The organism is Candidatus Methanoperedens sp. (assembly GCA_012026795.1).
Classification (GTDB): domain Archaea; phylum Halobacteriota; class Methanosarcinia; order Methanosarcinales; family Methanoperedenaceae; genus Methanoperedens.
The window spans coordinates 61,437-82,734 of record VEPM01000019.1 but is presented as its reverse complement, the minus strand read 5'-3'; the positions used below and the strand labels follow the sequence as shown (position 1 = coordinate 82,734).

At 41.1% G+C, this 21,298-nt stretch carries 22 protein-coding genes; 7 read left to right on the top strand and 15 right to left on the bottom strand.

Annotation, left to right across the window (positions count from 1 at the left end; translation table 11 throughout):
* Positions 1 to 116: 116 nt before the first annotated feature.
* From FIB07_10765 to FIB07_10750, 4 genes are all read right to left on the bottom strand, one after another.
* Positions 117 to 1,133 carry a methyltransferase domain-containing protein gene (locus FIB07_10765; protein NJD53335.1) on the bottom strand — a complete coding sequence of 339 codons (1,017 nt, stop codon included), beginning with the start codon at positions 1,131 to 1,133 and terminating at the stop codon, positions 117 to 119.
* Between the two features lie 5 nt (positions 1,134 to 1,138).
* On the bottom strand, positions 1,139 to 1,957 hold the full coding sequence (gene truA / locus FIB07_10760; protein NJD53334.1) for a tRNA pseudouridine(38-40) synthase TruA: 819 nt from the start codon (positions 1,955 to 1,957) through the stop codon (positions 1,139 to 1,141).
* Between the two features lie 387 nt (positions 1,958 to 2,344).
* Positions 2,345 to 4,963, bottom strand: a complete 2,619-nt coding sequence (gene mutS / locus FIB07_10755; protein ID NJD53333.1) for a DNA mismatch repair protein MutS — start codon at positions 4,961 to 4,963, stop codon at positions 2,345 to 2,347.
* Positions 4,964 to 5,021: 58 nt separating this feature from the next.
* Positions 5,022 to 6,296 carry an amino acid permease gene (locus FIB07_10750; protein ID NJD53332.1) on the bottom strand — a complete coding sequence of 425 codons (1,275 nt, stop codon included), beginning with the start codon at positions 6,294 to 6,296 and terminating at the stop codon, positions 5,022 to 5,024.
* Between the two features lie 235 nt (positions 6,297 to 6,531).
* Here FIB07_10750 and FIB07_10745 point away from each other — a divergent pair, with 235 nt between their 5' ends.
* Positions 6,532 to 7,074 (top strand): arginine decarboxylase, pyruvoyl-dependent, encoded by a 543-nt coding sequence (locus tag FIB07_10745; protein NJD53331.1) that lies wholly within the window; start codon positions 6,532 to 6,534, stop codon positions 7,072 to 7,074.
* Between the two features lie 57 nt (positions 7,075 to 7,131).
* Here FIB07_10745 and FIB07_10740 read toward each other — a convergent pair whose 3' ends face one another.
* On the bottom strand, positions 7,132 to 8,169 hold the full coding sequence (locus tag FIB07_10740; GenBank protein NJD53330.1) for an alpha/beta fold hydrolase: 1,038 nt from the start codon (positions 8,167 to 8,169) through the stop codon (positions 7,132 to 7,134).
* Positions 8,169 to 8,450 carry a GYD domain-containing protein gene (locus FIB07_10735; protein ID NJD53329.1) on the bottom strand — a complete coding sequence of 94 codons (282 nt, stop codon included), beginning with the start codon at positions 8,448 to 8,450 and terminating at the stop codon, positions 8,169 to 8,171. Before FIB07_10735 ends, FIB07_10740 begins: the two co-directional genes overlap by 1 nt.
* Positions 8,451 to 8,540: 90 nt before the next feature.
* Between FIB07_10735 and FIB07_10730 the strand changes: the two genes are divergently transcribed.
* On the top strand, positions 8,541 to 9,068 hold the full coding sequence (locus FIB07_10730; GenBank protein ID NJD53328.1) for a hypothetical protein: 528 nt from the start codon (positions 8,541 to 8,543) through the stop codon (positions 9,066 to 9,068).
* Between the two features lie 8 nt (positions 9,069 to 9,076).
* Here the strand turns inward: FIB07_10730 and FIB07_10725 are convergent, their stop codons facing one another.
* The gene (locus FIB07_10725; GenBank protein NJD53327.1) at positions 9,077 to 9,742 is read right to left on the bottom strand and encodes a phosphoribosyltransferase; all 666 of its coding nucleotides are present in this window, start codon (positions 9,740 to 9,742) and stop codon (positions 9,077 to 9,079) included.
* Positions 9,743 to 9,846: 104 nt separating this feature from the next.
* Here FIB07_10725 and ade point away from each other — a divergent pair, with 104 nt between their 5' ends.
* Positions 9,847 to 11,604 (top strand): adenine deaminase, encoded by a 1,758-nt coding sequence (gene ade, locus FIB07_10720; protein ID NJD53326.1) that lies wholly within the window; start codon positions 9,847 to 9,849, stop codon positions 11,602 to 11,604.
* A gap of 25 nt (positions 11,605 to 11,629) precedes the next feature.
* Here the strand turns inward: ade and FIB07_10715 are convergent, their stop codons facing one another.
* Complete coding sequence (locus FIB07_10715; GenBank protein NJD53325.1) at positions 11,630 to 12,049, bottom strand: cytochrome c maturation protein CcmE; 420 nt, start codon at positions 12,047 to 12,049, stop codon at positions 11,630 to 11,632.
* An 87-nt stretch (positions 12,050 to 12,136) separates the two neighbouring features.
* On the opposite strand from FIB07_10715, the gene FIB07_10710 reads away from it, so the two are divergent.
* Positions 12,137 to 12,886 (top strand): sulfite exporter TauE/SafE family protein, encoded by a 750-nt coding sequence (locus tag FIB07_10710; GenBank protein NJD53324.1) that lies wholly within the window; start codon positions 12,137 to 12,139, stop codon positions 12,884 to 12,886.
* On the opposite strand, the gene FIB07_10705 is transcribed toward FIB07_10710, so the two are convergent.
* Both FIB07_10705 and FIB07_10700 read right to left on the bottom strand, forming a co-directional pair.
* Complete coding sequence (locus FIB07_10705) at positions 12,869 to 13,654, bottom strand: exonuclease (protein NJD53323.1); 786 nt, start codon at positions 13,652 to 13,654, stop codon at positions 12,869 to 12,871. The two genes, FIB07_10710 and FIB07_10705, sit on opposite strands and share 18 nt — an antisense overlap.
* 3 nt (positions 13,655 to 13,657) lie before the next feature.
* Entirely contained in the window at positions 13,658 to 15,121 is a 1,464-nt protein-coding gene (locus tag FIB07_10700) for a DNA-directed DNA polymerase II small subunit (GenBank protein ID NJD53322.1), read from the bottom strand.
* 109 nt (positions 15,122 to 15,230) lie between these two features.
* Between FIB07_10700 and FIB07_10695 the strand changes: the two genes are divergently transcribed.
* Entirely contained in the window at positions 15,231 to 15,974 is a 744-nt protein-coding gene (locus FIB07_10695; GenBank protein ID NJD53321.1) for a proteasome assembly chaperone family protein, read from the top strand.
* Between the two features lie 6 nt (positions 15,975 to 15,980).
* The gene (locus tag FIB07_10690) at positions 15,981 to 16,370 is read left to right on the top strand and encodes a DUF473 domain-containing protein (protein ID NJD53320.1); all 390 of its coding nucleotides are present in this window, start codon (positions 15,981 to 15,983) and stop codon (positions 16,368 to 16,370) included.
* Position 16,371: 1 nt separating this feature from the next.
* On the opposite strand, the gene FIB07_10685 is transcribed toward FIB07_10690, so the two are convergent.
* The 5 genes from FIB07_10685 to cooS all read right to left on the bottom strand — a co-directional run bounded on the left by FIB07_10685 (position 16,372) and on the right by cooS (position 20,419).
* Positions 16,372 to 16,731 (bottom strand): hypothetical protein, encoded by a 360-nt coding sequence (locus FIB07_10685; protein ID NJD53319.1) that lies wholly within the window; start codon positions 16,729 to 16,731, stop codon positions 16,372 to 16,374.
* A 2-nt stretch (positions 16,732 to 16,733) separates the two neighbouring features.
* Positions 16,734 to 16,949, bottom strand: a complete 216-nt coding sequence (locus tag FIB07_10680) for a hypothetical protein (GenBank protein NJD53318.1) — start codon at positions 16,947 to 16,949, stop codon at positions 16,734 to 16,736.
* A 38-nt stretch (positions 16,950 to 16,987) separates the two neighbouring features.
* On the bottom strand, positions 16,988 to 17,554 hold the full coding sequence (locus FIB07_10675; protein ID NJD53317.1) for a flavin reductase family protein: 567 nt from the start codon (positions 17,552 to 17,554) through the stop codon (positions 16,988 to 16,990).
* A 156-nt stretch (positions 17,555 to 17,710) separates the two neighbouring features.
* Positions 17,711 to 18,259 (bottom strand): hypothetical protein, encoded by a 549-nt coding sequence (locus tag FIB07_10670; protein NJD53316.1) that lies wholly within the window; start codon positions 18,257 to 18,259, stop codon positions 17,711 to 17,713.
* Positions 18,260 to 18,409: 150 nt separating this feature from the next.
* Positions 18,410 to 20,419 (bottom strand): anaerobic carbon-monoxide dehydrogenase catalytic subunit, encoded by a 2,010-nt coding sequence (gene cooS, locus FIB07_10665; protein ID NJD53315.1) that lies wholly within the window; start codon positions 20,417 to 20,419, stop codon positions 18,410 to 18,412.
* Between the two features lie 183 nt (positions 20,420 to 20,602).
* Here cooS and FIB07_10660 point away from each other — a divergent pair, with 183 nt between their 5' ends.
* A complete protein-coding gene (locus tag FIB07_10660; GenBank protein ID NJD53314.1) occupies positions 20,603 to 21,298 on the top strand; it encodes a phosphoribosylformimino-5-aminoimidazole carboxamide ribotide isomerase in 696 nt (231 codons plus the stop codon).

The following is a 21,298-nucleotide window of genomic DNA, read 5'->3' as shown; positions in this document are numbered from 1 at the left end:
TGCTTTTGCATAATTTTATTGTTTCAAAAATTATTTGTACGAACTTGATATTAAAATTATGCTAAATACAGTTGGTTGACGTTAACCGCGTAAGTCCTACAAATTATCTAAACTAATTAAACCGGTTTTTCAAGTACCAGTATCCGTCGGGTAAGGCTCTTATGCACTCTTTGTAAATGCGTCTCTACCACCTCAAAACCCGCATCCTTTGCAATCGCTTCGATGAGGCGCTCGGAAACAAAGACCGCACGTTTCCCCGGCTTCAAAACGCGATATATCTCTTTCATGGATATGGCGAGCATAATTTCAAGGGATTCGGCTTTAATTGCTGCAGATCTTCCGTATGGCGGATCCGTGACCACAGCGTCAACACTTTGATCACGAAGCGCAAGGCGGCATGCATCTTCATACATTAATGAATAATTTGCATTATAATGGTCAAGGTTCATTTTTGCGCCAAGCAGAATTTTCCTTTGCATGTCCCCGCCTATCACTTTTATACCAATCAACCCGGCTTCCACAAGAATTCCCCCGGTTCCGCAGAATGGGTCTAAGAGGATTTCCTGCGGCATTGAAATATTCACAAGCGCTCTTGCAACCCTTGGCATCAGGACACCAGGATAAAAAAAAGGCTTGAAATGTGGTTTTCGCGCTTCGAAAATACTGCGGTCAATTGAACAAATCAGGCTGGAGAAAATGCTTTTATCTTCCGTAAGCACTACCCTGAACTGTATTTGTGGATTTTTCAGGTTTGCACGTTTTCCTTTTTTGTAAAAAATACCTCCGATTTGCCTCTCCATCGATTCAGTGTTTATTGCAGGGTGGTCTCTTACCCGTTTGACACGGATATTGTATGTCCCTTCAAAGTCCGGCATATTTTTTTCAACAAGATTCACAATTTCCGGTTCACTCGACACGCCTATACCCAGGACTCTGGTGATGTGATGTGTCATTGCAAGCCTTTTTGAAATATTTTCAACTATTTCTTCTGCCCTTGTATTCAGATCGATAACAAGGCACCCATCAAGTAAATGGCAAACCTGGAAATCGGCATTTAGCGACCTGAGGCATGAAAGTACTTCTGATCCGGGAATGGTATTGTGTTCCCCTGAAAGTTCAAATGCTATCAACATATCAATTATTCCGTTTTTAATGTCATGTCTTTTTTAAGTTCATTTAGCATTTGCGCCATTACTCTATGCCATAAGAACTCATCTTCCAGGTTATCCGATGTCTTCTTTTTTGCATATGCATCATCTTTCCAGTCAATATCCCTGTATTCCACATTCTTCAGGATCAGCCCGTGAGCAGGGGCCGGCTCCAGCGCTTCATGGAATTGCGAAGGCTGAAGCATCTTTTCAAGCCACGGAATATCCCTTTTCCCACTTCCTATCATTTTCAATGCTGTTGCAATTTTCCTGACCATGTGCCATAGAAAATGGTCTGCGCTTATATCCATGATCGTGAACTCACCTACTGTGCGGATATTTAAACTATAAACTACGGTTGAACTGTTTCGTCCTTTCTCAGGAGTGATAAAATTTGAAAAATCATGTTTGCCTTCTATTAATCCTGATGCACTTTTCATAAGAGAGATATCCAATTTCCCTGGCATGATATACATGTATTCCCTGGATTTTGCATGGCGGCGAGGATCAAAATTATCAGGCACCTGCGCTCTTGCCCATGTCCATATTGTTCCGGGAAGATTGCTGTTGATAGCCGCGGGGATCGCTAAACCTGATTCAGGCGTATCAAACGCTATCACCTGACCGAGTGCATGAACTCCTTTGTCGGTTCTTCCTGATGCGATATAATTTGCCTCATGGGGGCTTTTGATGAGACCCGGTTTCACAAGGGATGCAAAAAGCTCACCCTCAATAGTTTTCACACCAGGCTGTATCTGGAATCCATGATAATCTGTGCCGATGTATCCAACTTTCATGGCTATTCGCATGGAGGTTTAAATTGACACATTGATATATGTATATAGTGCCTGACTCGAACAGAAAATCCTGTCCATCCTTAGAGCTTGTGCAAAAATAACTTATCTAATCGCAGATGAACGCAGATTTATTACTGCGCTCTCTGAAAATCACATTGATATTACGGTTACAATCTAAATTATCATATAATATATAAATTCCCGCGCGCCCAAAATCATGATGTATATCTGTGTTTATCTGTGTTCATCTGCGGTTAATATGCCGGATGCAGCAAAAAAGTCAAAAACCTGCGCGCCCAAAAATTATGATTCGTATCTGCATTTATCTGCGTCCAGATTACTCTTCTTGAGAAGAATCCAAGTATGCTTGCGGCTTTTAGTAAGCCCTTAGTTGTACTATCATCCGCCCACCTTCTTTTTCAAATCAGCAAGCGCATTAAGCGCCTCAAGGGGCGTCATCGCATCAACATTGAGTTTCCTGAGTTCCTCAACCACTGGTGATTCTTTTACAGAACCAGTACTATCCGAATCAAAAAGCATCATCTGTGTATATTTCGCGCTGTCTTTCCCCCTGCTGCCTATGCTGCTCCCATTCTCCACTTCTTTTAAAATCTCTTTTGCCCTCTGTGTCACCTTAAGAGGCACTCCTGCAAGCCTTGCAACGTGGATGCCATAACTTTTATCGGTTGCGCCCGGAATTATCTTACGGAGGAACACAAGGTCATTGCCTTCTTCTTTCACTGCGACATGGTAATTCTTCACCCGCTTTAAAACCCCGCTCAATGCTGTAAGCTGGTGATAATGCGTGGCAAAAAGCGACCTCACACCAACACGATCCTTATTATGAATAAATTCAACCACTGCTTTTGCTATGCTGTAACCATCGTAAGTGCTTGTGCCCCTTCCGATCTCATCAAGGAGTATCAGGCTCCTGGGCGTCGCATTGTTGAGGATATTTGCAAGCTCCACCATTTCTATCATAAAAGTGCTCTGTCCGCTTGCAAGATCGTCAAAAGCCCCTACACGTGTAAAAATCCTGTCAACAAGGCCGATGGAAGCAAAAGATGCAGGAACAAAACTGCCGATTTGCGCCATTATAACTATCAGTGCCGTCTGTCTCATGAATGTGGATTTCCCGGCCATGTTCGGCCCGGTCAGGAGCAGGAACTGGTTATCCTGGCAATCCATATGAGTATCATTCGGGACAAACCCGCCCGGAATAGCATATTCTATTACAGGATGCCTTCCGTCCCTTATCAAAATATTGCAGTTATCATTTACTTCGGGCCGTACATATTTGTTATTCACAGCCATTTCTGCAAGGTTTGAAATGACATCGATTTCTCCGAGTGCATTGGCTGTGATCTGCAATTCCCTGGACTTTCCGGCAATAAAATAGTTGATCTCTGTAAATAACTCAAATTCAAGGGCCGTTCGTTTATCATCGGCAGAAAGTATCATCGCTTCCTTTTCCTTCAGTTCAGGCGTGTAAAAGCGTTCACTGTTTGCGGTTGTTTGTTTCCTGATATAGTCCGAAGGAACCTGCGAGAGATTGGTTTTTGTGACCTCGATATAATACCCGAAAACCGAATTATATCCGATCTTCAGGGATTTTATTCCTGTCCTGTCACGTTCTTTTTGCTGCATCCTGGCGATCCAGTCTTTCCCGTGAATTGACATTTCCTTGAGTTCATCAAGCTTTTCATTATACCCTTCCTTTATCATCCCGCCTTCGCGAACTGTAACCGGCGGGTCATCAACAAGCGCCCTGTCAAGCAGTGAAACAATATCCTGATGATCACCCAGCCTTTCCAATATGTTCAATAAAAGCCCTGACCTTACATCGCTTTCTTTAAGTGATTTTATGATTCCAGGTATGGTAAGAAGAGAGACTTTAAGTGCTATCAAATCCCGGGCATTTGAGTTGCCATATACGATCCGCCCGATAAGGCGCTCTATGTCACGAATATGTGAAAGCTGGGAGCGCAGATCATAACGCAGAAGCGTTTTTTTGATGATCTCATCAATGGCATCCTGCCTTTGTGTTATTTTGCTCACAGAAATCAATGGTAAAAGAACCCATTTCCGGAGCAGGCGTCTTCCCATTGGTGTTTTTGTATGGTCAATGACAGATAATAATGAATCACCCGCCTCACCCCTGATACCCTGGATAATTTCAAGATTCCTCAGTGTTATCGAATCAAGCACCATGAATTCATTTTCGGAATATGTCCTCATTGACTGGATATGATTCAGGTCCCTCATCTGGGTTGTTTTTGCATACAGGAGAGAGGCGCCGGATGCCTCAATCGCAAATTTGAGTTTTTCACATCCCATACCTTCAAGGGTCATCACACCAAAATGTTTAAGAAGGTGTTCCCGTGCGCTTTTAAGATCAAAAGCTTCCGTATCGAATTTATTGATGATTATATTAAGCCGGCTCAAACGGTCTTTTAATTTCTTATTATCGAAAAGCCCGGGAGCAAGTATGCATTCAGCAGGATGCATCCGGGATGCTTCGCTTATTATTTTGTCGTATGAATTATTATCAGAAAACTGGGTTGCCAGGAATTCGCCAGTGCTGACATCCAGGAATGATATCCCATATTCTGTGCCTTCACCCGATATTGACATAAGATAATTGTTGGATTGGTCAGAAACAAGAGATGAATCAATTACAGTCCCTGGCGTGATGACCCTGATAACCCCTCTTTTCACTACGCCTTTTGCCATTTTCGGGTCTTCAAGCTGCTCACATATTGCGACCTTATACCCTTTCTTTATGAGTTTAGGAAGGTATGAATCAACCGCATGATGGGGAATCCCTGCAAGCGGCATATCCCCGCCCTCTTTATCCCTGCCTCTTGATGTGAGTGTTATTTCAAGTTCTTTTGCTATTAATTTAGCATCTTCCCCGAAAGACTCATAGAAATCGCCCATCCTGAAAAAAATCAGGGCATCTTTATGCTTTTCCTTTGCCTCGTAATACTGCTTCATCGCAGGTGTCATCTTGTCCATTGGTTCTATTCCGGATATGTGATATTCACTTATTCCTATTTTTGTTTTTTGTATCGATTTATTTCTTCCAGTTCACAAAAGACAGCAATCCCCCCACAACCACAAGGGCAGTCCCCACAAGAACAACCTCTGCTTCAAGCTGCAAGATCATGAATGCACTGACTAACATACCCAGAAGCGCAAGTAGCGGGAACCTGCCTATTGTAAGTGGTACCCTGAAGGGTCTTTTCATATCCGTTTCCCTGTACCTCAATACGATCATGGAGGCATTTATCACAAAAAATGTTACGAATAAGGTGAAGTTGGCAATGTTTGCCACAAATGAGATATTACCCGCAAAGATAAACAGCAGCGATAGAACCCCTGTCATTATTATAGCTGTCCATGGCGTTCTCCTTAAAGAATGTATCTTTGAAAGGATAGGGGGCAGATGTAAGGAATCAGCCATCCCATACATTATTCTTGACGAGCCCAGCATCATCAAAAGAACGGTATTGGCAGTTGAAAAAAGAGCAATAATACTCAGCATTATAAATGCATTGCTCCCAAAAGCTGTAAAAGCAATATCTGCAAGAGGTGCATCTGATCTACTCAGACTTTCCCATCCAACAACGCTTACAGCAGAAATTGCTACCAGAATATAAAGCAGGACGCTGGTCAAAATTGCAAGTATCAATCCCTTTGGAATTGTTTTTTCAGGAGATTTCGTTTCTTCCGAAAGCTTAACGATACTCTCAAATCCCGTATATGCGAAAAAAACCAATGCTGAAGCCTGGAAAACCCCGGCCATTCCCAGCGGCATTTCAAAGTAATCAACCTTCCCAAGATAAGGAACACCTATAAAAATTATGATCAAAAGCCCTGATGTTTCAATAAGGGTAGCTACAACAGCAAACAAGGCAGATTCCTTTATGCCCAGGAAAAGGAGAAAAGAAAGAACAATTACCAGGACAAACGCTGAGGTAATTATAGGCATACTGAACAATTCTTTGAAATAGCCTCCGAATCCGAGAGCTACAGTTGAAGCACCGATCGCTCCGCTTAAGATTATCAGCCAGCCGATAATAAAGGCCAGCCTTTTTCCAAATGCATGTGCAGTATATTCGTATTCCGCGCTTGCTTTAGGGAACATGGAGGAGAGCTCTGCATAACTCAGTCCTGTGAATATCGCTATCAATGCCGAGACTGCAAATGACAGCCATAAGGAATTCCCTGCAAGCCCGGACGCTTCTCCAATGAGTGCATATATCCCCGCTCCCAGGATTATCCCGATCCCAGAAAGAGTTACCTCAAACAATCCCAGCTCACGTTTCAATGCCGCTTTTTCACTCATAAGTTCTTATATAGTCTATAAATTGGTAAAGATTTGGGTATAATCATGGAAAATAGATTTAAATAGAGAATCTATATTATACATTAGAGGGACCTCCTATCCTATCCAAACTAATTTTTATGGTTCCTCACCTATCCATCCAGAAAAAAGCAGATTGAAGAGATTAAGCAGCATTTATTCAACAAAGCACAGGAAGCGAAACCTAAATAAACCAATTCGTTTAATCTATTTATAGATGATTCCTAAGCATTTTTTCCTGACTAAGGGTGTGGGCAAACATAAAGAATACTTACAATCCTTTGAATTAGCTTTAAGAGACGCTGGTATACAGTATTGCAACCTGGTAAACGTTTCCAGCATAATCCCACCGGATTGCAAGCTCATCCCAAAGGAAAAAGGGCTGAAAATGCTAGAACCCGGAGAAATAACCTTTACAGTTCTTGCCAGGAATTCAACAAATGAGCCTCACAGGTTAATTGCAGCATCAATAGGAGCAGCAATCCCATCAGGCAAGAACAATTACGGGTACCTTTCTGAGCATCACTCTTTTGGACAGACAGATGAGACGGCAGGAGACTATTCTGAAGATCTGGCTGCAACAATGCTTGCAACAACAATGGGACTTCAGTTTGATCCTGAAACTGCATGGGACGAGAGGAAACAGTTGTTCAAGACCAGCGGATTGATAATCAAAACAACCAACATAACCCAATCGGCAAACGGTGATAAAAACGGCTTATGGACAACAGCTATCGCATCTGCTGTTTTCATACCATAAAGAAAACAGTGGGAACTGCATTTTAGATGCTTGAAAGTTTGTCAATTGTTGACCAATTCATTCAGTCCGCCCTATCCATTTACAAACTTTTGGCCACAGATTCAAATGAGCTTCCCTGCTCACAGAAAGACCAGTGTGGGATGAAGGGAAGACGATTTCTTCATAACTCTCCCCTGAATAAACATCTTTTAGCGCTTTACCTGATGATAAAGGAACAATGTGGTCATATTTTGCCAATATGTTAAGCACAGGACAGTGAATTTTTCTCAGGTCAACGATTTGGGAATCGATTTTCATCAAATTTTTGATTAGCAAATTTTGCTGGTAGCAATCCTCAATGAATTGAATATAAGTAGAGCCGGGTATCATAGGCGTATCCATTAACCATCTATTTATTCTTAAAGCATCACGCCACGACTCGTAAGTCGATAACTCCTTATTAAATTCCGCTCGCATCGAGAAAAATGGAAGATAATACATAAACAAGTTACGGCCAAAAAAGAGAATTAACTCACCTGGCACATTACCGTAGAGAGACACAATGCTGCGAACGTCAAATACCTTTCCCCATAGTATCCTCGGATCATACCACCTGGAAAAATCCACAGGCGTTGCCAGTAGAATAAGCTTTTCCACTTTCTCAGGATGTAAAGAGGCGTACATGAGAGAAATTATGCCTCCTGTGCAGTATCCTATAACTATAACCCGTTTAATCCTTCTTTCCTTGAAAATAAGATCCACCGCCTTATCCAAATAATGTACATAATCTGAAAAGGAGACTTTTCTTTGCTCTATTGTTGGATAGCCCCAATCAAACATATAAACTGAAAAATCATATTCACAGAACTTTCTTATGACGCTGACATCATCATTGAGATCAAGGATATAAGGTCTGTTTATTATATGTGGAACAATGAGTAAAATCCTCTTGCTATCCTTTTCTGTTACATATCGAAGAAGCTTAAAATTAAATCTGCTATCCTCATCTACTACTTCAAAAGGTGTTTTTCCCACAGTGGCAGGAGGAAAAATTCCCTCTAATTCGTTGAAAAATTTGTTTCTGGTTATCTGGATATTATCCAGGTTAATCGCCATTATTTAAGCGAATTGATGAACTCATTGATCGGTATTGCCCTGTATGTAGCTGTTTTGATACTACCGCGCGATGCGATTTCAACGACTGCACTGGTAACAGTTTCATCATCTGCTTCCACGATGGTCACAAAGTCAAAATTTCCCAGGACAGCGTACTGGTCAATCACATTCACACCCATGTCTTTGAGCTCGTCATTTACTTCTTTCACTCTGCCAGGGTTCTTCTTAAGAGTCCTGGCACCTTCATCTGTCAGGTTCGAGATTATGATATATATTGCCACAATTTATACCTCCAATTCCCATTATTCAAATGGGTTTTTCATCCATATATACTTACGCTTAGCCGGACAAACAATACCAGATATATGGACATGGAACATCTAAAGAAGGCAATGGATTTCACAAGCGAAGAGAAAAAACTGATCTCAGGTTTTGGCATACCTGCAGATGCATTTATCCCGTTATTGTTCTCTTTAAGAGATGGCGGTGACTGGAGTTATTCTATAGAAAACATAAAGACGATAACGGTGATGGATAAGACTACAGTTTACGATGATGAACAGAAATTGGGGTATTCCCTTGAGGAGATTTACCTTTTCATAAACCCGGTTCTTAAAGAGAAAGAGGGGACTGTTCACAGGCTTGAAAAATGCGGGGATGAGCTGGTAAGAATGCTTGTTGTGCGTCCTTATAAGGTGAAGGTTGAAAGCGAGCGTATCATAAAAGCCACTGTTCATCCTCTTAAAAAAGAGATAAAAGTGGAAGAACTTGCACAAAAAGAACTTGTATTTGAGGGTTCTACGGCGTATGACATAGCCCATGAGATGGAGCACCTGATTAAAAAAGAAATCAAGGGCGAGAGTTTATGGGAGTTTAAATTTAAGCAGAAAATGCTATAAACTCCATCTTAAATGGCCCACTTCATCCGTACCCCTTTTTCTATTTTCCGGATTTTTCCTTCCGCATGCATATCATTTAACATTTCCATAAGGTCTTTTTTTGGTATGCTGATGTCGAAATTGTTCTTAAGAGCTTTCCTTATCTCTCCGCGAGTCATGGGTTTGATCAATGCCCTTTGAATAAATCCCGTCAGATCTTCATAAACAGCCCAGGGATATATTATCCATTTCCATTCATCTTGCTTTTCTGCCCAGTAATCAGGGACAAATGATGAACATGTCTTATAATGCAGCACTGAGCTTTTAACGTCTAAAGGATTCTTTCCCTTTACGTAATCCACAGTCGCAGTAAAAGTGTCTCCAGTATCCGCGACATCATCCACAATCAATATCTTCTTTCCGGAAATGTCTATTGGAAGAGGGAATTTTATTTTAGCTTTTCCGAGGGCAATCGCGGCGATTCCCCAGTGTTCAACTTTTATAGCTGCAAGGTCTTTTTGTAATAGAAAATCACACACAATACGTGCTGGCACAAGTCCGCCTCTGGCTATACCTATAACAAGGTCTGGCTTAAATCCTGAATTTTTTATTTTGAAAGCTAAAATTTTTGCCAGCCTGTAGACTTCATCCCAGCTTACAAGGTAGCATTTTAATGTATCCGGGGACTTTTCCATTATAATATAGATAATACATCGTAATAGATATTCTTTCCTAAAGAGAAAATAGTTGAAGACTAAAACACAAAGATATTTTATCCAATATAGAATAATTCGTTATTATGTTTTTGAGAGAGAAGGTGTTTGCAGGGGAAGGCAGGATCAAGGCCGACACTGTACTTAAGAATTGCAGGATTTTGAACGTCAACACAAAAGAAATCACAAAAGGTGACATAGCAATAAGCTCAGGGTTCATCGCAGGTATTGGTGATGTGGATGAACTGATTGGCTCAAAAACAGAGATTCATGATATAAGAAAAGCATATGTTTGCCCTGGATTGATAGATGGGCATGTGCATTTTGAGTCGAGCATGGTTACACTCACGCAATTCGCAAAACAATCAATCCTCCACGGGACAACAGGTATTGTGATAGATCCGCACGAAATCGCCAATATCCTCGGGGTGAAAGGAATCAGGTTGATCATGAATGAAGCAAAAAAGTTGCCAATCGATGTTTTTTTAACTATTCCTTCATGTGTGCCTTCAAGTTCTCTTGAAACATCAGGGGCGAAGATCGACCTTCTTGATACAAAAAAGCTTCTGGATAAAAAATTCGTGGTAGGACTTGGTGAGGTGATGGACTACCAGGAGGTACTGCGTGGTAATCCTGAGATACTTGGCAAGATTTCTGCGGCTCTTGATAGAAAACTTGTGGTGGATGGTCACTGCCCTGGCATGGGAGACAGTAGTTTGTTCGGATACATGAGTGCCGGCATCTCAAGCGACCATGAGTCAGTGACATATGATGAAGCACTTGAAAAGGTGCGCCTCGGCATGAAGCTCATGCTTCGGGAAGGTTCAGCCGCAAAGAGCCTTGAAGAATTCATCCCCAGGCTTCTTGGCGATAGAATATCCTTCGAAAACTTCTTCTTCGTTACTGATGACAAACAGCCGGGAGACCTTATAGACGAGTATATGGATGCGTCGGTGAGAAAAGCAATCCGGCTTGGAATTGAGCCTATTCAGGCGATCTCAATGGCTACCATTAACACGGCGCGATATTACATGGTAGACCGGTTTGTGGGCTCAATAAGCATCGGTCGAAGAGCAAATCTGGTAATAATTGATAATTTACAGGATTTCAGGATTAAAAATGTGGTAATACGTGGAATAATAAACCCGGAAATAGAAGTAACCGGATACCCGGGTTATGTCTTCAGGACAGTTAAATATAGAAAAATAGAACCAGGAGACCTGAAAATCAAATCTAAGAAAAGGATTGTGTCGGCCCATGTAATAGAAATAGTGCAGGGTCAGCTTACTACAAACAATAGTATTGAGGAATTAAGAGCAGTGGAACAGGCTATCCTGCCTGATATAGAACGAGACATCCTCTCCATAGCTGTTATTGAACGCCACGGAAAATCGGGAAATATAAGCCGTGGTTTTATCCGCGGCTTTGGTCTGCAAGAAGGCGCAATCGGACAGAGTATTGCACATGACTCACATAATGTCGTTCTCATAGGCACGAATTTTGAGGATATGGCACTCTGTGCGAATAAAATCAGAGAACTGCAAGGAGGTATAGTGATAGCAAAAGGCAGTGTGACAGATTTTCTTCATCTTCCTTTTGCGGGGATTCTCAGCACCGAAAATGCATACGAAGTGGATAAAAAACTAAAAGAACTGCACAGCATTGTCAAAAAAATGGGCTGCAAGCTTGATACGCCTTTTATCCAGATGTCTTTCCTTTCCTTGCCTGTCATTCCATCCATCAAGATAACAGACAAAGGGCTTGTTGATGTGAATGAATTTAAAATAATTCCAGTCCTTATACCTGACCTCACAGGAGACGCTCTTTCATTTCTTCCATCTTGATTGATCGGAATTGAAAATTATTTATTCATTTGCCCTTTGCATTTGTATTATTTGCATCAAAGGAATTCTCTCCTTCGTATTTTGAAGGACATTTCGTGAGCATCCTGAATGCTTCAAACCTGTTTCCATTGAACTGCCCTGTAACTATGGTCTGGATATCAACAACCTCAGCCGGCATGTTGGGTAAGTCCCCGACATAAATGACATCCATTGTTGCAACGCCGTCTGTCATTTTAAATGTAAGAGTTTTTGTTAATGGGTCCCAGTTGTCAGTACCTTTGACCAATGATCCGTTAACAATTATGACCTTTCCTGTCAGATTTCCCTTTGCAGCCAGAGCATTGCTTACTTCATACTGGTTCGATGTCCCTGATGTGAGCAGCAGGTATCCCAATAAAACAACAATGACCGAAACACCTAATAATAAACGATTTTTCTTATTCATTTGTATCCTTACGAATTAAACGGTTTCCTTATTATTAAATGTTTCTTCCAAGCATTATTAATCCTTCGATGTGTTTAGGGAAATATTATGGACATATTGCTGATCATTGTAATAACATTCCTCATCGCAGTCCTTTTCTCTATAATGGGTCTTGGGGGAGCGATAATATACACGCCGCTTTTTTTCTGGCTGGGCATACCTCTTCTTGCAGCTATCCCCATGGCGCTTTTGTTGAATATGATAACAACGGCATCAGCTTCCATCACTTATTTAAAACAGATGCTTGTGGATAAAAAAATAGCCCTTCCCCTGATATTAACATCAACGTCTGGAGCCCTTACAGGTTCATATTTTGTATCCCGGATTGAGACCAGGGTTTTAATTATATTGCTCAGCATAATACTTTTGTTTGCAGCACTGCGCATACTATTATTTAATAATATTGGCTTTATGGTTAAAGATGGAGAAAACAAGAAGATTCTGGTTGGGGCAGGCCTGGCATTTATTTTTGGGATAATCTCCTCATTAGCAGGCATTGGCGGAGGCACTTTTATTGTACCACTGCTCCTTATTCTTGGATTGGAAACAAAAAATGCGGTAGCAACTTCTGCATTTATTATAACATTTACCTCATTATCAGGATTTGTGGGGCATCTGGTTTTTGGAGCCCAAACACTTGATTTGAATATATTATCTTATACAGGCCTTACTGCTTTTGCAGGCGCACAGATCGGTTCAAAAATAATCTTCAAACGCGTTCCTTCAAATGTTATCAATAAATTATTTGCTCTTTTCCTGTTATTCATGGCAGCAAAACTTTTATATGAACTTCTGTGAAGTATCCGCGCACTTTCCATCTTTTGGAGCAACTTCATTATCCACCATTTTCTGGTAAGTCATATCAATAATGGTCTTAAGATTTTCCACATCTTCTTTATTATACTCGATGAGCAACTCCAGGGCTTCATCATCCCCCTTCTTATATTTGTTCCACAACCGGACAGCCTCAAAACCGGATATTCCTTCGGTTTCTTCGCTTCTTCTTATCCCGAGTGAATATTCGATTTTTTTAAGACCGCCGCTATATCCGATATTTTTTAAAGGATACATAAGATCGATATGCAGGTGATTGAAAAATCCGGGGAATTCATGTTCTATGAAAGGCAGGTCAAAACGTGCGCCATTAAAAGTAACCAGCTGCTTGTACTTTGCCAGCTCCTGCGTTGCCTCATCCAGGTTAATTCCCTTGATATATGTTTTTGTTTCTTTCCCGTTATAGATACCGATTATCGTTATGCTGTCGGATTGCGAGGAAAGTCCTGTTGTCTCAATATCAACAAATGCAGTTTTATCTTCAAATTGCCTGTATGCCCTCCATTGGTGGCGGGGCAGGAGCCGCCGTGCAAAAAAAAGATGGTTTTTACCTGATAGCTGCTCAATTGATTCTTCAACTCCTGAATATAAAACCCGCTGCTTTTTTTTCGTTGCTTTTAGCGTTCCGTGATTTATGAGAAAATCATCCCAGCTTTTTATCCCGGATTTCCATATCATCCGCTCTGTTGAAGAGCCGATACAGGGTATATGAATATAGGTATTGTTCAACATATTTCAATTAAAATCCATTATTCTGTATTCCATTCCTGACAGGTCAACAAGAGTAGCTCTTGCAGGCACAGGCATAAGGTTCATTCGTTTCTGGAATTCTGTCTGGCTCTGCCATGTTCCGCTGTTGATTGTTAGAACATCCCTGTAACGTGAAACACCAACTGTATGAACATGCCCGCAATGCAGGATGTCGGGAATTTCATCGATAACGAAATGATCTTTTTTCTCAGGAGCGATCGATACCCTTCCCCCGTATATCGGGGACAAGTGTCTTAGTTTTAGCATTTCATTCATCGGTTTTGCAGGTTCATTATACGAAAACCCCGGGATGCTTGCAATAATGTCATCCATTGACCTGCCGTGATATATCAGGACCTTTACACCGATATCCACCATTGCGGGATTTCCTACAAAAATGAAATCGTTCCGGAACATTTTTGTAATTCTCTCAGGAAAACGCGGCTGCGGTTCGGCTTGCCTTACTGCATCATGGTTTCCCGGTGAAATTATGACTTTTATATGTTCTGGCACTGCATTCAAATACTCTGCTGCTTTTTCATATTGTTCATAAATATCGGAAATAGCAAGCTCTTTATCCTGCCCGGGGAAAACACCTATCCCGTCAACCAAGTCGCCGGCTATCACAAGATAATTTATATCATCTCCGAGCCAGTCAATGAACTTAAGCCAGGAATCTTCAAGAAATGTCTTGCTCCCTACATGAATATCGGAAATAAAAACCGCTTTTCCTCCTCTATTTCTTTCATTTCCATTTATGCCGGCATTCCGGGAATTTGGAATATCGGGCCATGATATTCTATTTACGAACATCAGGTTACCATCCGAGGACAGAGTGCCTGTTACTCCTATAACCTCATCAAGCAGGATACGGTTCGCAGATTCGAACAGTTCCTTATCTCTTTCTTTATGGATCAAGACACGCAGGGTTCCTGTTGGGTCTTCTATCTGGATAAGTTTATGGCCGTTTGAGGTAGTTTTGATATCCAGGACCATGCCTATCACTGACAAAGGCTCTCTTGTATCAAGATTTCTCTTTTTCAGGCTCTCAATAGGTCTTGCTCCAAGTCTTTTTCGAAGTATCTCACCCAGAGAACTGTAACGATCCCTGAAATATTGCACGAATTCCGTATATTCCCCGATGCAGGTTGACTGGTTTGTAATATCTTTGAGTATTGTGACCGGACTTTCCCTGTTCCTGATCTTTAAAGAGATTGCATTCCGTACAGGTATTTCAGGCATATACGAGGGTAAAGAAATGGTTTTTGGTACCGGTTCTTGTGAAAGAGGCCGTATATGCTCGATCCCCACAACCAGAACCGAACTATCCATTGTGTTAACAAGATGTTGTATCTGTTCAGGAGAAATCGATCTCATAGCTTCAAGCGCCTGTCTGTCTATCTGGAATCCGGATTCAGCAAAAATCTGGATTATCTCGCCTGTCTCCATAATCCTGTCTCCATATTTATTATATATTATTTTTAGAAAAGATAAGATTTTCCTCAAACCTGTATCGATGCTTTTATTTACTTCTGACCTAATTAACTATAGTGGAAGTATGGCATCGGAAACAGCAGAACAATTCGTAAAAATTATAAATGAACCTCTTAAATCAAAGAATCCATTAGTCATTGAAGGCTTTCCCGGCATCGGTCTGGTGGGGAATATAACGTGCCAGCATATAATAGAAGAACTTAAAATGAAGTATATGGGATCTATCGACTCAAAATACTTCCCTCCATTAGCAGTTCTTTTTAATGGTATGGTTTATATGCCTGTTCGTATTTACGAGGATTCTGGAAAAGAGATTGTCGTAGTAATTTCAGATATCCCGATTCATCCAACGGCATCATACGATATCAGCAAGGTTCTTATAGACTGGATGCAGAATATCCGTGCCAGGAATATAGTTTCCATCGCAGGAATAGCTACAACAACCGGAGAAAGGCGTGTTTTTGGCGGCGCAACAAACCTTGATTTGCTTGAGAAAATTAAAGACAAGACTGAAATATTCCAGGTAGGTACTATTTCCGGAATTTCAGGAAGCATAATGACAGAATGTTATCTGCGCGGCATGCCTGCAATAAGTCTCCTGGGTGAAACGCCTGGCCCCAATCCGGATCCAAGAGCAGCAGTCCAGGTAATAAATGCCCTTAACAAAATATTTAATCTTTCTATTGATACTGAAAAACTGCTGGCTCAGGCTGACCAGATAGAACATGAACTTTCAAAGCTCGCTGAACAGGTCAAGACTACTGAAAATTCAACGCAGCCCAAGAAAGAATTCCCTATGTACGGGTGATTTTTAATGCGACAGATAATGCTGAGCGGAATATCGCATCATATCCTGACCGATCTTGAACATGAAAAAATAAAAACCATTGAGATAAGGAGTCCCCACAATTTCCTTTCTGTACTGGAAATGAATGTAGGAGATATGATATTCCTTACAGCAACAAGCAGGGAAGATGTGAGAGCTGGCACCACGGGTCTTATTGCGAAGATTCGCGAAAAACAGGTTTCAATGCACAGGGTTATCCAGAAGACTCCCGAATTTTATGAGGAATCGGAGTTCCAGCTTGCGCGCCTTCAATTGGAAATGAAAGGACATGGGCGTGTTCGTCACTCCGAATGCTGCGAACTCGGAAAAGCATCTGTTGTTGATGCAAACGAAGTGCGCTCCTTTGAAGGAAGATAAATTAATAAATCTGTGTATCATCGCCTTCTGCAATAAGCAGCGCAACCTCATCGATAAATTCCATCATATATTTGTCCAGTTGATCCTTCTGTCGTTCTTTTAATTCAGAATCGCAGGGAAATTTATCAATTAATTTTTCAAAATCCTGATAAATCTGGTTAGTTTTTTCCATCATTGCTTCTTTTGTTTCATTCATTTGCGCCATGTGGACAATATACCGCCGTAAATGTATGCATCCCCTGTTTTTACCAAAGCTTTTATCGAAAAAAAGAGGGATCCTCCATGGGCCGCTCTCTACAACTCCACATTTGACTGAAGGGAATAACCTTACGATCTCAGGGTCAATTGAGTCAGGGAGCATTGCTAAAATTCTTCCATTAAATCAAGTTCATGTTCAAAACGCGTAGGAACGCATTTTGGCCTGCTCCTGTCCCTTTCCCGTATTTTATCCTGTAATGCTTTATAAACAACATGATACTCTGTATCACGCGATGGGTCACTTTTTGCTTCTTCTTTTAATTCATCCGAAAGATCTTGCAATTGTCTTATAGACATATACTTATAGCGATCTGAATTCATGACATTTCCTCCTGAATGTATTTTTGACTCATCTTTTATTATCTCTTTCTTCCTATTGAAAACGCTTTTCCAACAGGTTTGCCAATCCCATAATAGCCCGCAATATCGGGAGCATATATGACCGGTTTTAATTTTTCAATATCAATAGACCCATTTTCCATCAACATGAACTCATCTGCCTTGACGTCCATAATTTCGCCAATAAACTCCGTGTGGAGCCCTATTTCGATGGTATGTATAAGTTTACACTCCAGGACCACAGGAAATTCCTTCACGTATGGAGCATCGACCATATCGCTTTTCACACTGGTAAGTCCGGATCCGGCGAATTTGTCCACATCCCTGCCTGATACAGTACCGAAATAATCTGCTTCCCTGATGTACTTTTCAGATGGAACGTTAATAGTGAAAGCTTTTTGCTCCATGATATTCCCGTAAGAATATGTTGCTTTCCGAAGAGAGATGGCGATACATGGCGGGTTGGAACAGCAAATCCCGCCCCAGGCCACTGTTGCCACGTTTGGCTTTCTTTTGTTGTCATAAGTCCCCACAACCCAGACCGGGAGAGGATAAACAATAGTTTTTGCACCTAATGATTTTTTCATAAATTTCCTCCTTATGTCTTTTCTGGTTTGTAGATATTTTAACACTTCGGTTGGCTCTTATCATTTCTTTGCCACCGGGTACAGAAGGCTATTTTAAGAAAAAGCAGATTCTGGGCGTTGTATTAAAAATAAAAAAAGAATAAAGATTGCGTTGACTTATTTAGGAAAAATTACCTGCAATCTGTCATTTGAAAGTTTCGATACTTTCAGGTCTTCTTTATAATATTTTCCCACGCCTTTTACAAGTCCCATCAGAATATCTATTAATCCCCTGTTGGACTTATATTTTATAATCATTGTCTGGTCACCCTTCCATTCATACTCAAATCTTGGCGGGTGAGCATTCGGAATATTTTTTGTAACGGCATCGTGGATGCCATCCATCTTCAAAATAAATTCTTTTGAGGAGCTTGCTCCTTTGAAATAGGAACTATATACTTTGGGGGCATATACATTTACCCAGTATTCACCAAATGCGTCTGATGCCTGTGCAGGCGAGATGTTAGCAACTTTACATAATGACTCAATGATCTTCATTACTTTTTCATCATCCACATTCTGAATAGGAGTGAAAAAGGTAGTTTTGCTCATGCCAGCTGTTTCCAGGGACTTTTCCCATTTATCATTTCCAAAATTTGATTTTACGAGGTCTCCTAAACATTGAACTATTGCACCTTTCATTTTAACTCTCCTTTGTTTGGTCATGAGTTTAAACGGAAATTTCACGATATAAACCGTGGCCAATCATAATTATCATCATAATAAATAATTGCATAGTATATATATTTAACTTTACTGTTAATGCTAATTATGATATCAATATCCAATAGGCTATCCTGCAGGAAATCATGCGTATTAATATGTCGGCAGGGGTATCGGATTTTGAGGACTGGAGGATTTATTCTGGGAGATCGAAATTTCCTTTTTGTCTGGTGAGCCCTGTGATTCCCTGCCAATATCCGAACACAGACCCAGTTTTTTCCTTGCATTCCCTATATGCAAAAGAAGCAGTTGCGATGCTTTTATCGGGTCTTCTTCAATAACGAACCCTGCTCCAAATATTTCCTCTGATTTCCGGGTCAGTAAAGTAACAACTTCGGGTCCTCCAAGGATTGGCGGCGCTCTCCCCAGGTGAACCGTAATGCCCAGAGCTACTGTGCCTGCTCCTATTGCAGCGGCTTTTTCAGCCACCCAGTCGGAAGCTGATGCAGCTATAGGCAGGTCTTTTAATGATATACCCATCTTCTGTGCAAGTGCAATTGCCAGAATGATGGCCCTTGAATTGTCAACGCAACTCCCGAAATGCCATACAGGAGGAAGCGGCTTCCCTGCTATATCACCAAGCGATTTCAATACTCCTTTTAATTTATCGCCTGCAAATTCCATTGTAGCATCAGGTGTAAGAAGTCCTCCTCTTGCACATGACTGCGCAGCGCATCCTGTTGAGAAAACAAGTACGTTCTGCTTTAGTAATTCTTTTACGATTATCACCTGGCTGGATTCGGTCATTTCCGGGCTTATGCAGCCTGCCATAAGAACAATCCCGTTTATATCTCCTGACTTTATATGTTCTATTAATGGTCTGAACGGGTCTTGCGGATTTATTGTAGCAAGAACACCAAGAATATTCTCAACCGAGAAACCTGCCATCAGGTCATGAGACTTTTCTTCTGGCAGGAAGATTTTATGCCCCCTTTTCGGGAAATTCTCAATCGCTGCATTAAGGATGCTTTTTGCAGCGTCATCTGCATTTTCTTCATCGAAAGGTATATGGTATGCGGTTTTGAATCTTGCTTCTTTCATAGTTGATATGATCTTTGTATGAAAATGCTTTGCAACATTCTCAATATTGGGATAAATACACTGGACATCAACGACTAAGGCTTCGGCAATTCCTGTGGCGATTATAAGTTCCTGGTGAATATTGCTTCCTGCAATCGGAATTCCATGTCTCATCAATGCATCATTCCCCGTGCAGCAGCAGCCCACTACATTTATGCCGCTGGCACCAAGGGATCTTGCTTTTTCAACGAGTCCGGGGTCATCTGAAAATTCAATGATCTTCTCTGAAAGCAGCGGGACATGACCCTGGATTACCACATTCACTTTATCTTTTTCAAGCACATTAAAGCCGATCTTTGAAGAGACTATTTTTGGTGTGCCAAAAAGCACATCCTGTAATTCCGCACTTATGATAAGTGATGAAATATCAGCTATACCCAGCCTTGCCGCATGGAGTACGAACCCTGTGGGATCAGCCATAGTGCCCATAGAGGTTTCATGCCCGGAATCGAGCAATTCCCTTCCAACCGACCCTGGCATTACTCCAAGATTTGAAAGATTCCTGATAACATCGGGAGGATAATATGACATGGCAAACCTCATATATTTTTCATCGCCCATGATATCGGATATTGCCAGTTCTGCGACAGTTGTACCCATGGCTTTGACCCCATGTTCGCTGCAATTGATTTTCCTTGCGACCGATTCTAATTTTATCGGTTCTTTTATCCTGAATGATGTATTGTTCCGGATTGTCTTTAGTAATGTTGATGCCACATGCAGGGCATGGGATGAATGTGCGGCAGTACCTCTTCCTATCATCATGAGAAGATTTCGTGCCACAATAGTATCAGCACTCGCACCGCATGTTCCTTTTAAGGAACGGCCTGAAATCCTGCATGGCCCCAGCATACATTGCTTGCAGCATATCCCCCTTGAACCAAAATTACATTTTGCTTTCTTGCATTCCCCGGCACCATAATTTCCATTCCTGTCAAAGATGGTTTCTATTCCCAGCACGTGTGCGTGCCTGATCATTTCATTTGTTGCATTATCCGATCCTGTTATTTCTTCATTTTTCATTGTACCACAACACGAAAATGTATTTAATAAGTTATATAGGTGCTATAATATTTTAATGCTCAAAATAATCATTATTGTGAAATTATTTTTATTTACTGGATGTACATTTATTAATTTTAAATTAGACACAGGAAAAATATCTATAATAGATAGTCGAAAATTGGATGCAGGAATTGATAAGAAATGTTTCGGATTATCTTCGTAATGGACATACTTAATGGTATTGTAGTGCACGCAGTGAGGGGCGAACGGGCAAAATACAGGCCTGTTGAAAATAGCCGGATTTGCGATTCATCTGATCCACTTGAAATGATTTCCACGATCATGCCTTCTCAAGTGTATATTGCCGATCTTGACCATATCCAGGAATTTGGTGATAATTTTGGATTGATCGAACAGATATCCCGGAAAACAAACACTATGGTGGATATTGGCGTAAAAAATATGGATGATGTCCGTAAATGTGCGAAGGTTACAGATACAGTCATCATTGGCACTGAAACCGCTTCACTGGAAACTATAGAAAAAGCAGCCGCTCAATTTCCAGGACGTATCAATGTTAGTATGGATATGAAAAATGGGATTGTGTTGACAAAAGACCTGAAAATGGATGTGCAGCCGGAAAAACTTATACGAAAATTGAATGAATTTGACCTGAAGGATATTATCATACTGGATTTAGGTAAAGTGGGAACAAGTACCGGGATAAACACAGATTTTTTAAAGGAAATGGCTGGAATATCAACGCACAAAATCATTGTTGGCGGTGGAATAAAGGACCTGGATGATATCGTTGTACTCCAGGAATCGGGCATTGATGGCGCACTTGTGGCAACTGCGGTGCATAATGGTAAAATACCGATAGAACTTATTCATTGA

What these genes read in the sequence shown, in the direction of transcription:
- FIB07_10765 (NJD53335.1), bottom strand. Translation starts at nt 1,133, where the DNA reads ATGTTGATAGCATTTGAACTTTCAGGGGAACACAATACCATTCCCGGA.
- truA (NJD53334.1), bottom strand. Translation starts at nt 1,957, where the DNA reads ATGCGAATAGCCATGAAAGTTGGATACATCGGCACAGATTATCATGGA.
- mutS (NJD53333.1), bottom strand. Translation starts at nt 4,963, where the DNA reads ATGGACAAGATGACACCTGCGATGAAGCAGTATTACGAGGCAAAGGAA.
- FIB07_10750 (NJD53332.1), bottom strand. Translation starts at nt 6,296, where the DNA reads ATGAGTGAAAAAGCGGCATTGAAACGTGAGCTGGGATTGTTTGAGGTA.
- FIB07_10745 (NJD53331.1), top strand. Translation starts at nt 6,532, where the DNA reads ATGATTCCTAAGCATTTTTTCCTGACTAAGGGTGTGGGCAAACATAAA.
- FIB07_10740 (NJD53330.1), bottom strand. Translation starts at nt 8,169, where the DNA reads ATGGCGATTAACCTGGATAATATCCAGATAACCAGAAACAAATTTTTC.
- FIB07_10730 (NJD53328.1), top strand. Translation starts at nt 8,541, where the DNA reads ATGGAACATCTAAAGAAGGCAATGGATTTCACAAGCGAAGAGAAAAAA.
- FIB07_10725 (NJD53327.1), bottom strand. Translation starts at nt 9,742, where the DNA reads ATGGAAAAGTCCCCGGATACATTAAAATGCTACCTTGTAAGCTGGGAT.
- ade (NJD53326.1), top strand. Translation starts at nt 9,847, where the DNA reads ATGTTTTTGAGAGAGAAGGTGTTTGCAGGGGAAGGCAGGATCAAGGCC.
- FIB07_10715 (NJD53325.1), bottom strand. Translation starts at nt 12,049, where the DNA reads ATGAATAAGAAAAATCGTTTATTATTAGGTGTTTCGGTCATTGTTGTT.
- FIB07_10710 (NJD53324.1), top strand. Translation starts at nt 12,137, where the DNA reads ATGGACATATTGCTGATCATTGTAATAACATTCCTCATCGCAGTCCTT.
- FIB07_10705 (NJD53323.1), bottom strand. Translation starts at nt 13,654, where the DNA reads ATGTTGAACAATACCTATATTCATATACCCTGTATCGGCTCTTCAACA.
- FIB07_10700 (NJD53322.1), bottom strand. Translation starts at nt 15,121, where the DNA reads ATGGAGACAGGCGAGATAATCCAGATTTTTGCTGAATCCGGATTCCAG.
- FIB07_10695 (NJD53321.1), top strand. Translation starts at nt 15,231, where the DNA reads ATGGCATCGGAAACAGCAGAACAATTCGTAAAAATTATAAATGAACCT.
- FIB07_10690 (NJD53320.1), top strand. Translation starts at nt 15,981, where the DNA reads ATGCGACAGATAATGCTGAGCGGAATATCGCATCATATCCTGACCGAT.
- FIB07_10685 (NJD53319.1), bottom strand. Translation starts at nt 16,731, where the DNA reads ATGCTCCCTGACTCAATTGACCCTGAGATCGTAAGGTTATTCCCTTCA.
- FIB07_10680 (NJD53318.1), bottom strand. Translation starts at nt 16,949, where the DNA reads ATGAATTCAGATCGCTATAAGTATATGTCTATAAGACAATTGCAAGAT.
- FIB07_10675 (NJD53317.1), bottom strand. Translation starts at nt 17,554, where the DNA reads ATGAAAAAATCATTAGGTGCAAAAACTATTGTTTATCCTCTCCCGGTC.
- FIB07_10670 (NJD53316.1), bottom strand. Translation starts at nt 18,259, where the DNA reads ATGACCAAACAAAGGAGAGTTAAAATGAAAGGTGCAATAGTTCAATGT.
- cooS (NJD53315.1), bottom strand. Translation starts at nt 20,419, where the DNA reads ATGAAAAATGAAGAAATAACAGGATCGGATAATGCAACAAATGAAATG.
- FIB07_10660 (NJD53314.1), top strand. Translation starts at nt 20,603, where the DNA reads ATGTTTCGGATTATCTTCGTAATGGACATACTTAATGGTATTGTAGTG.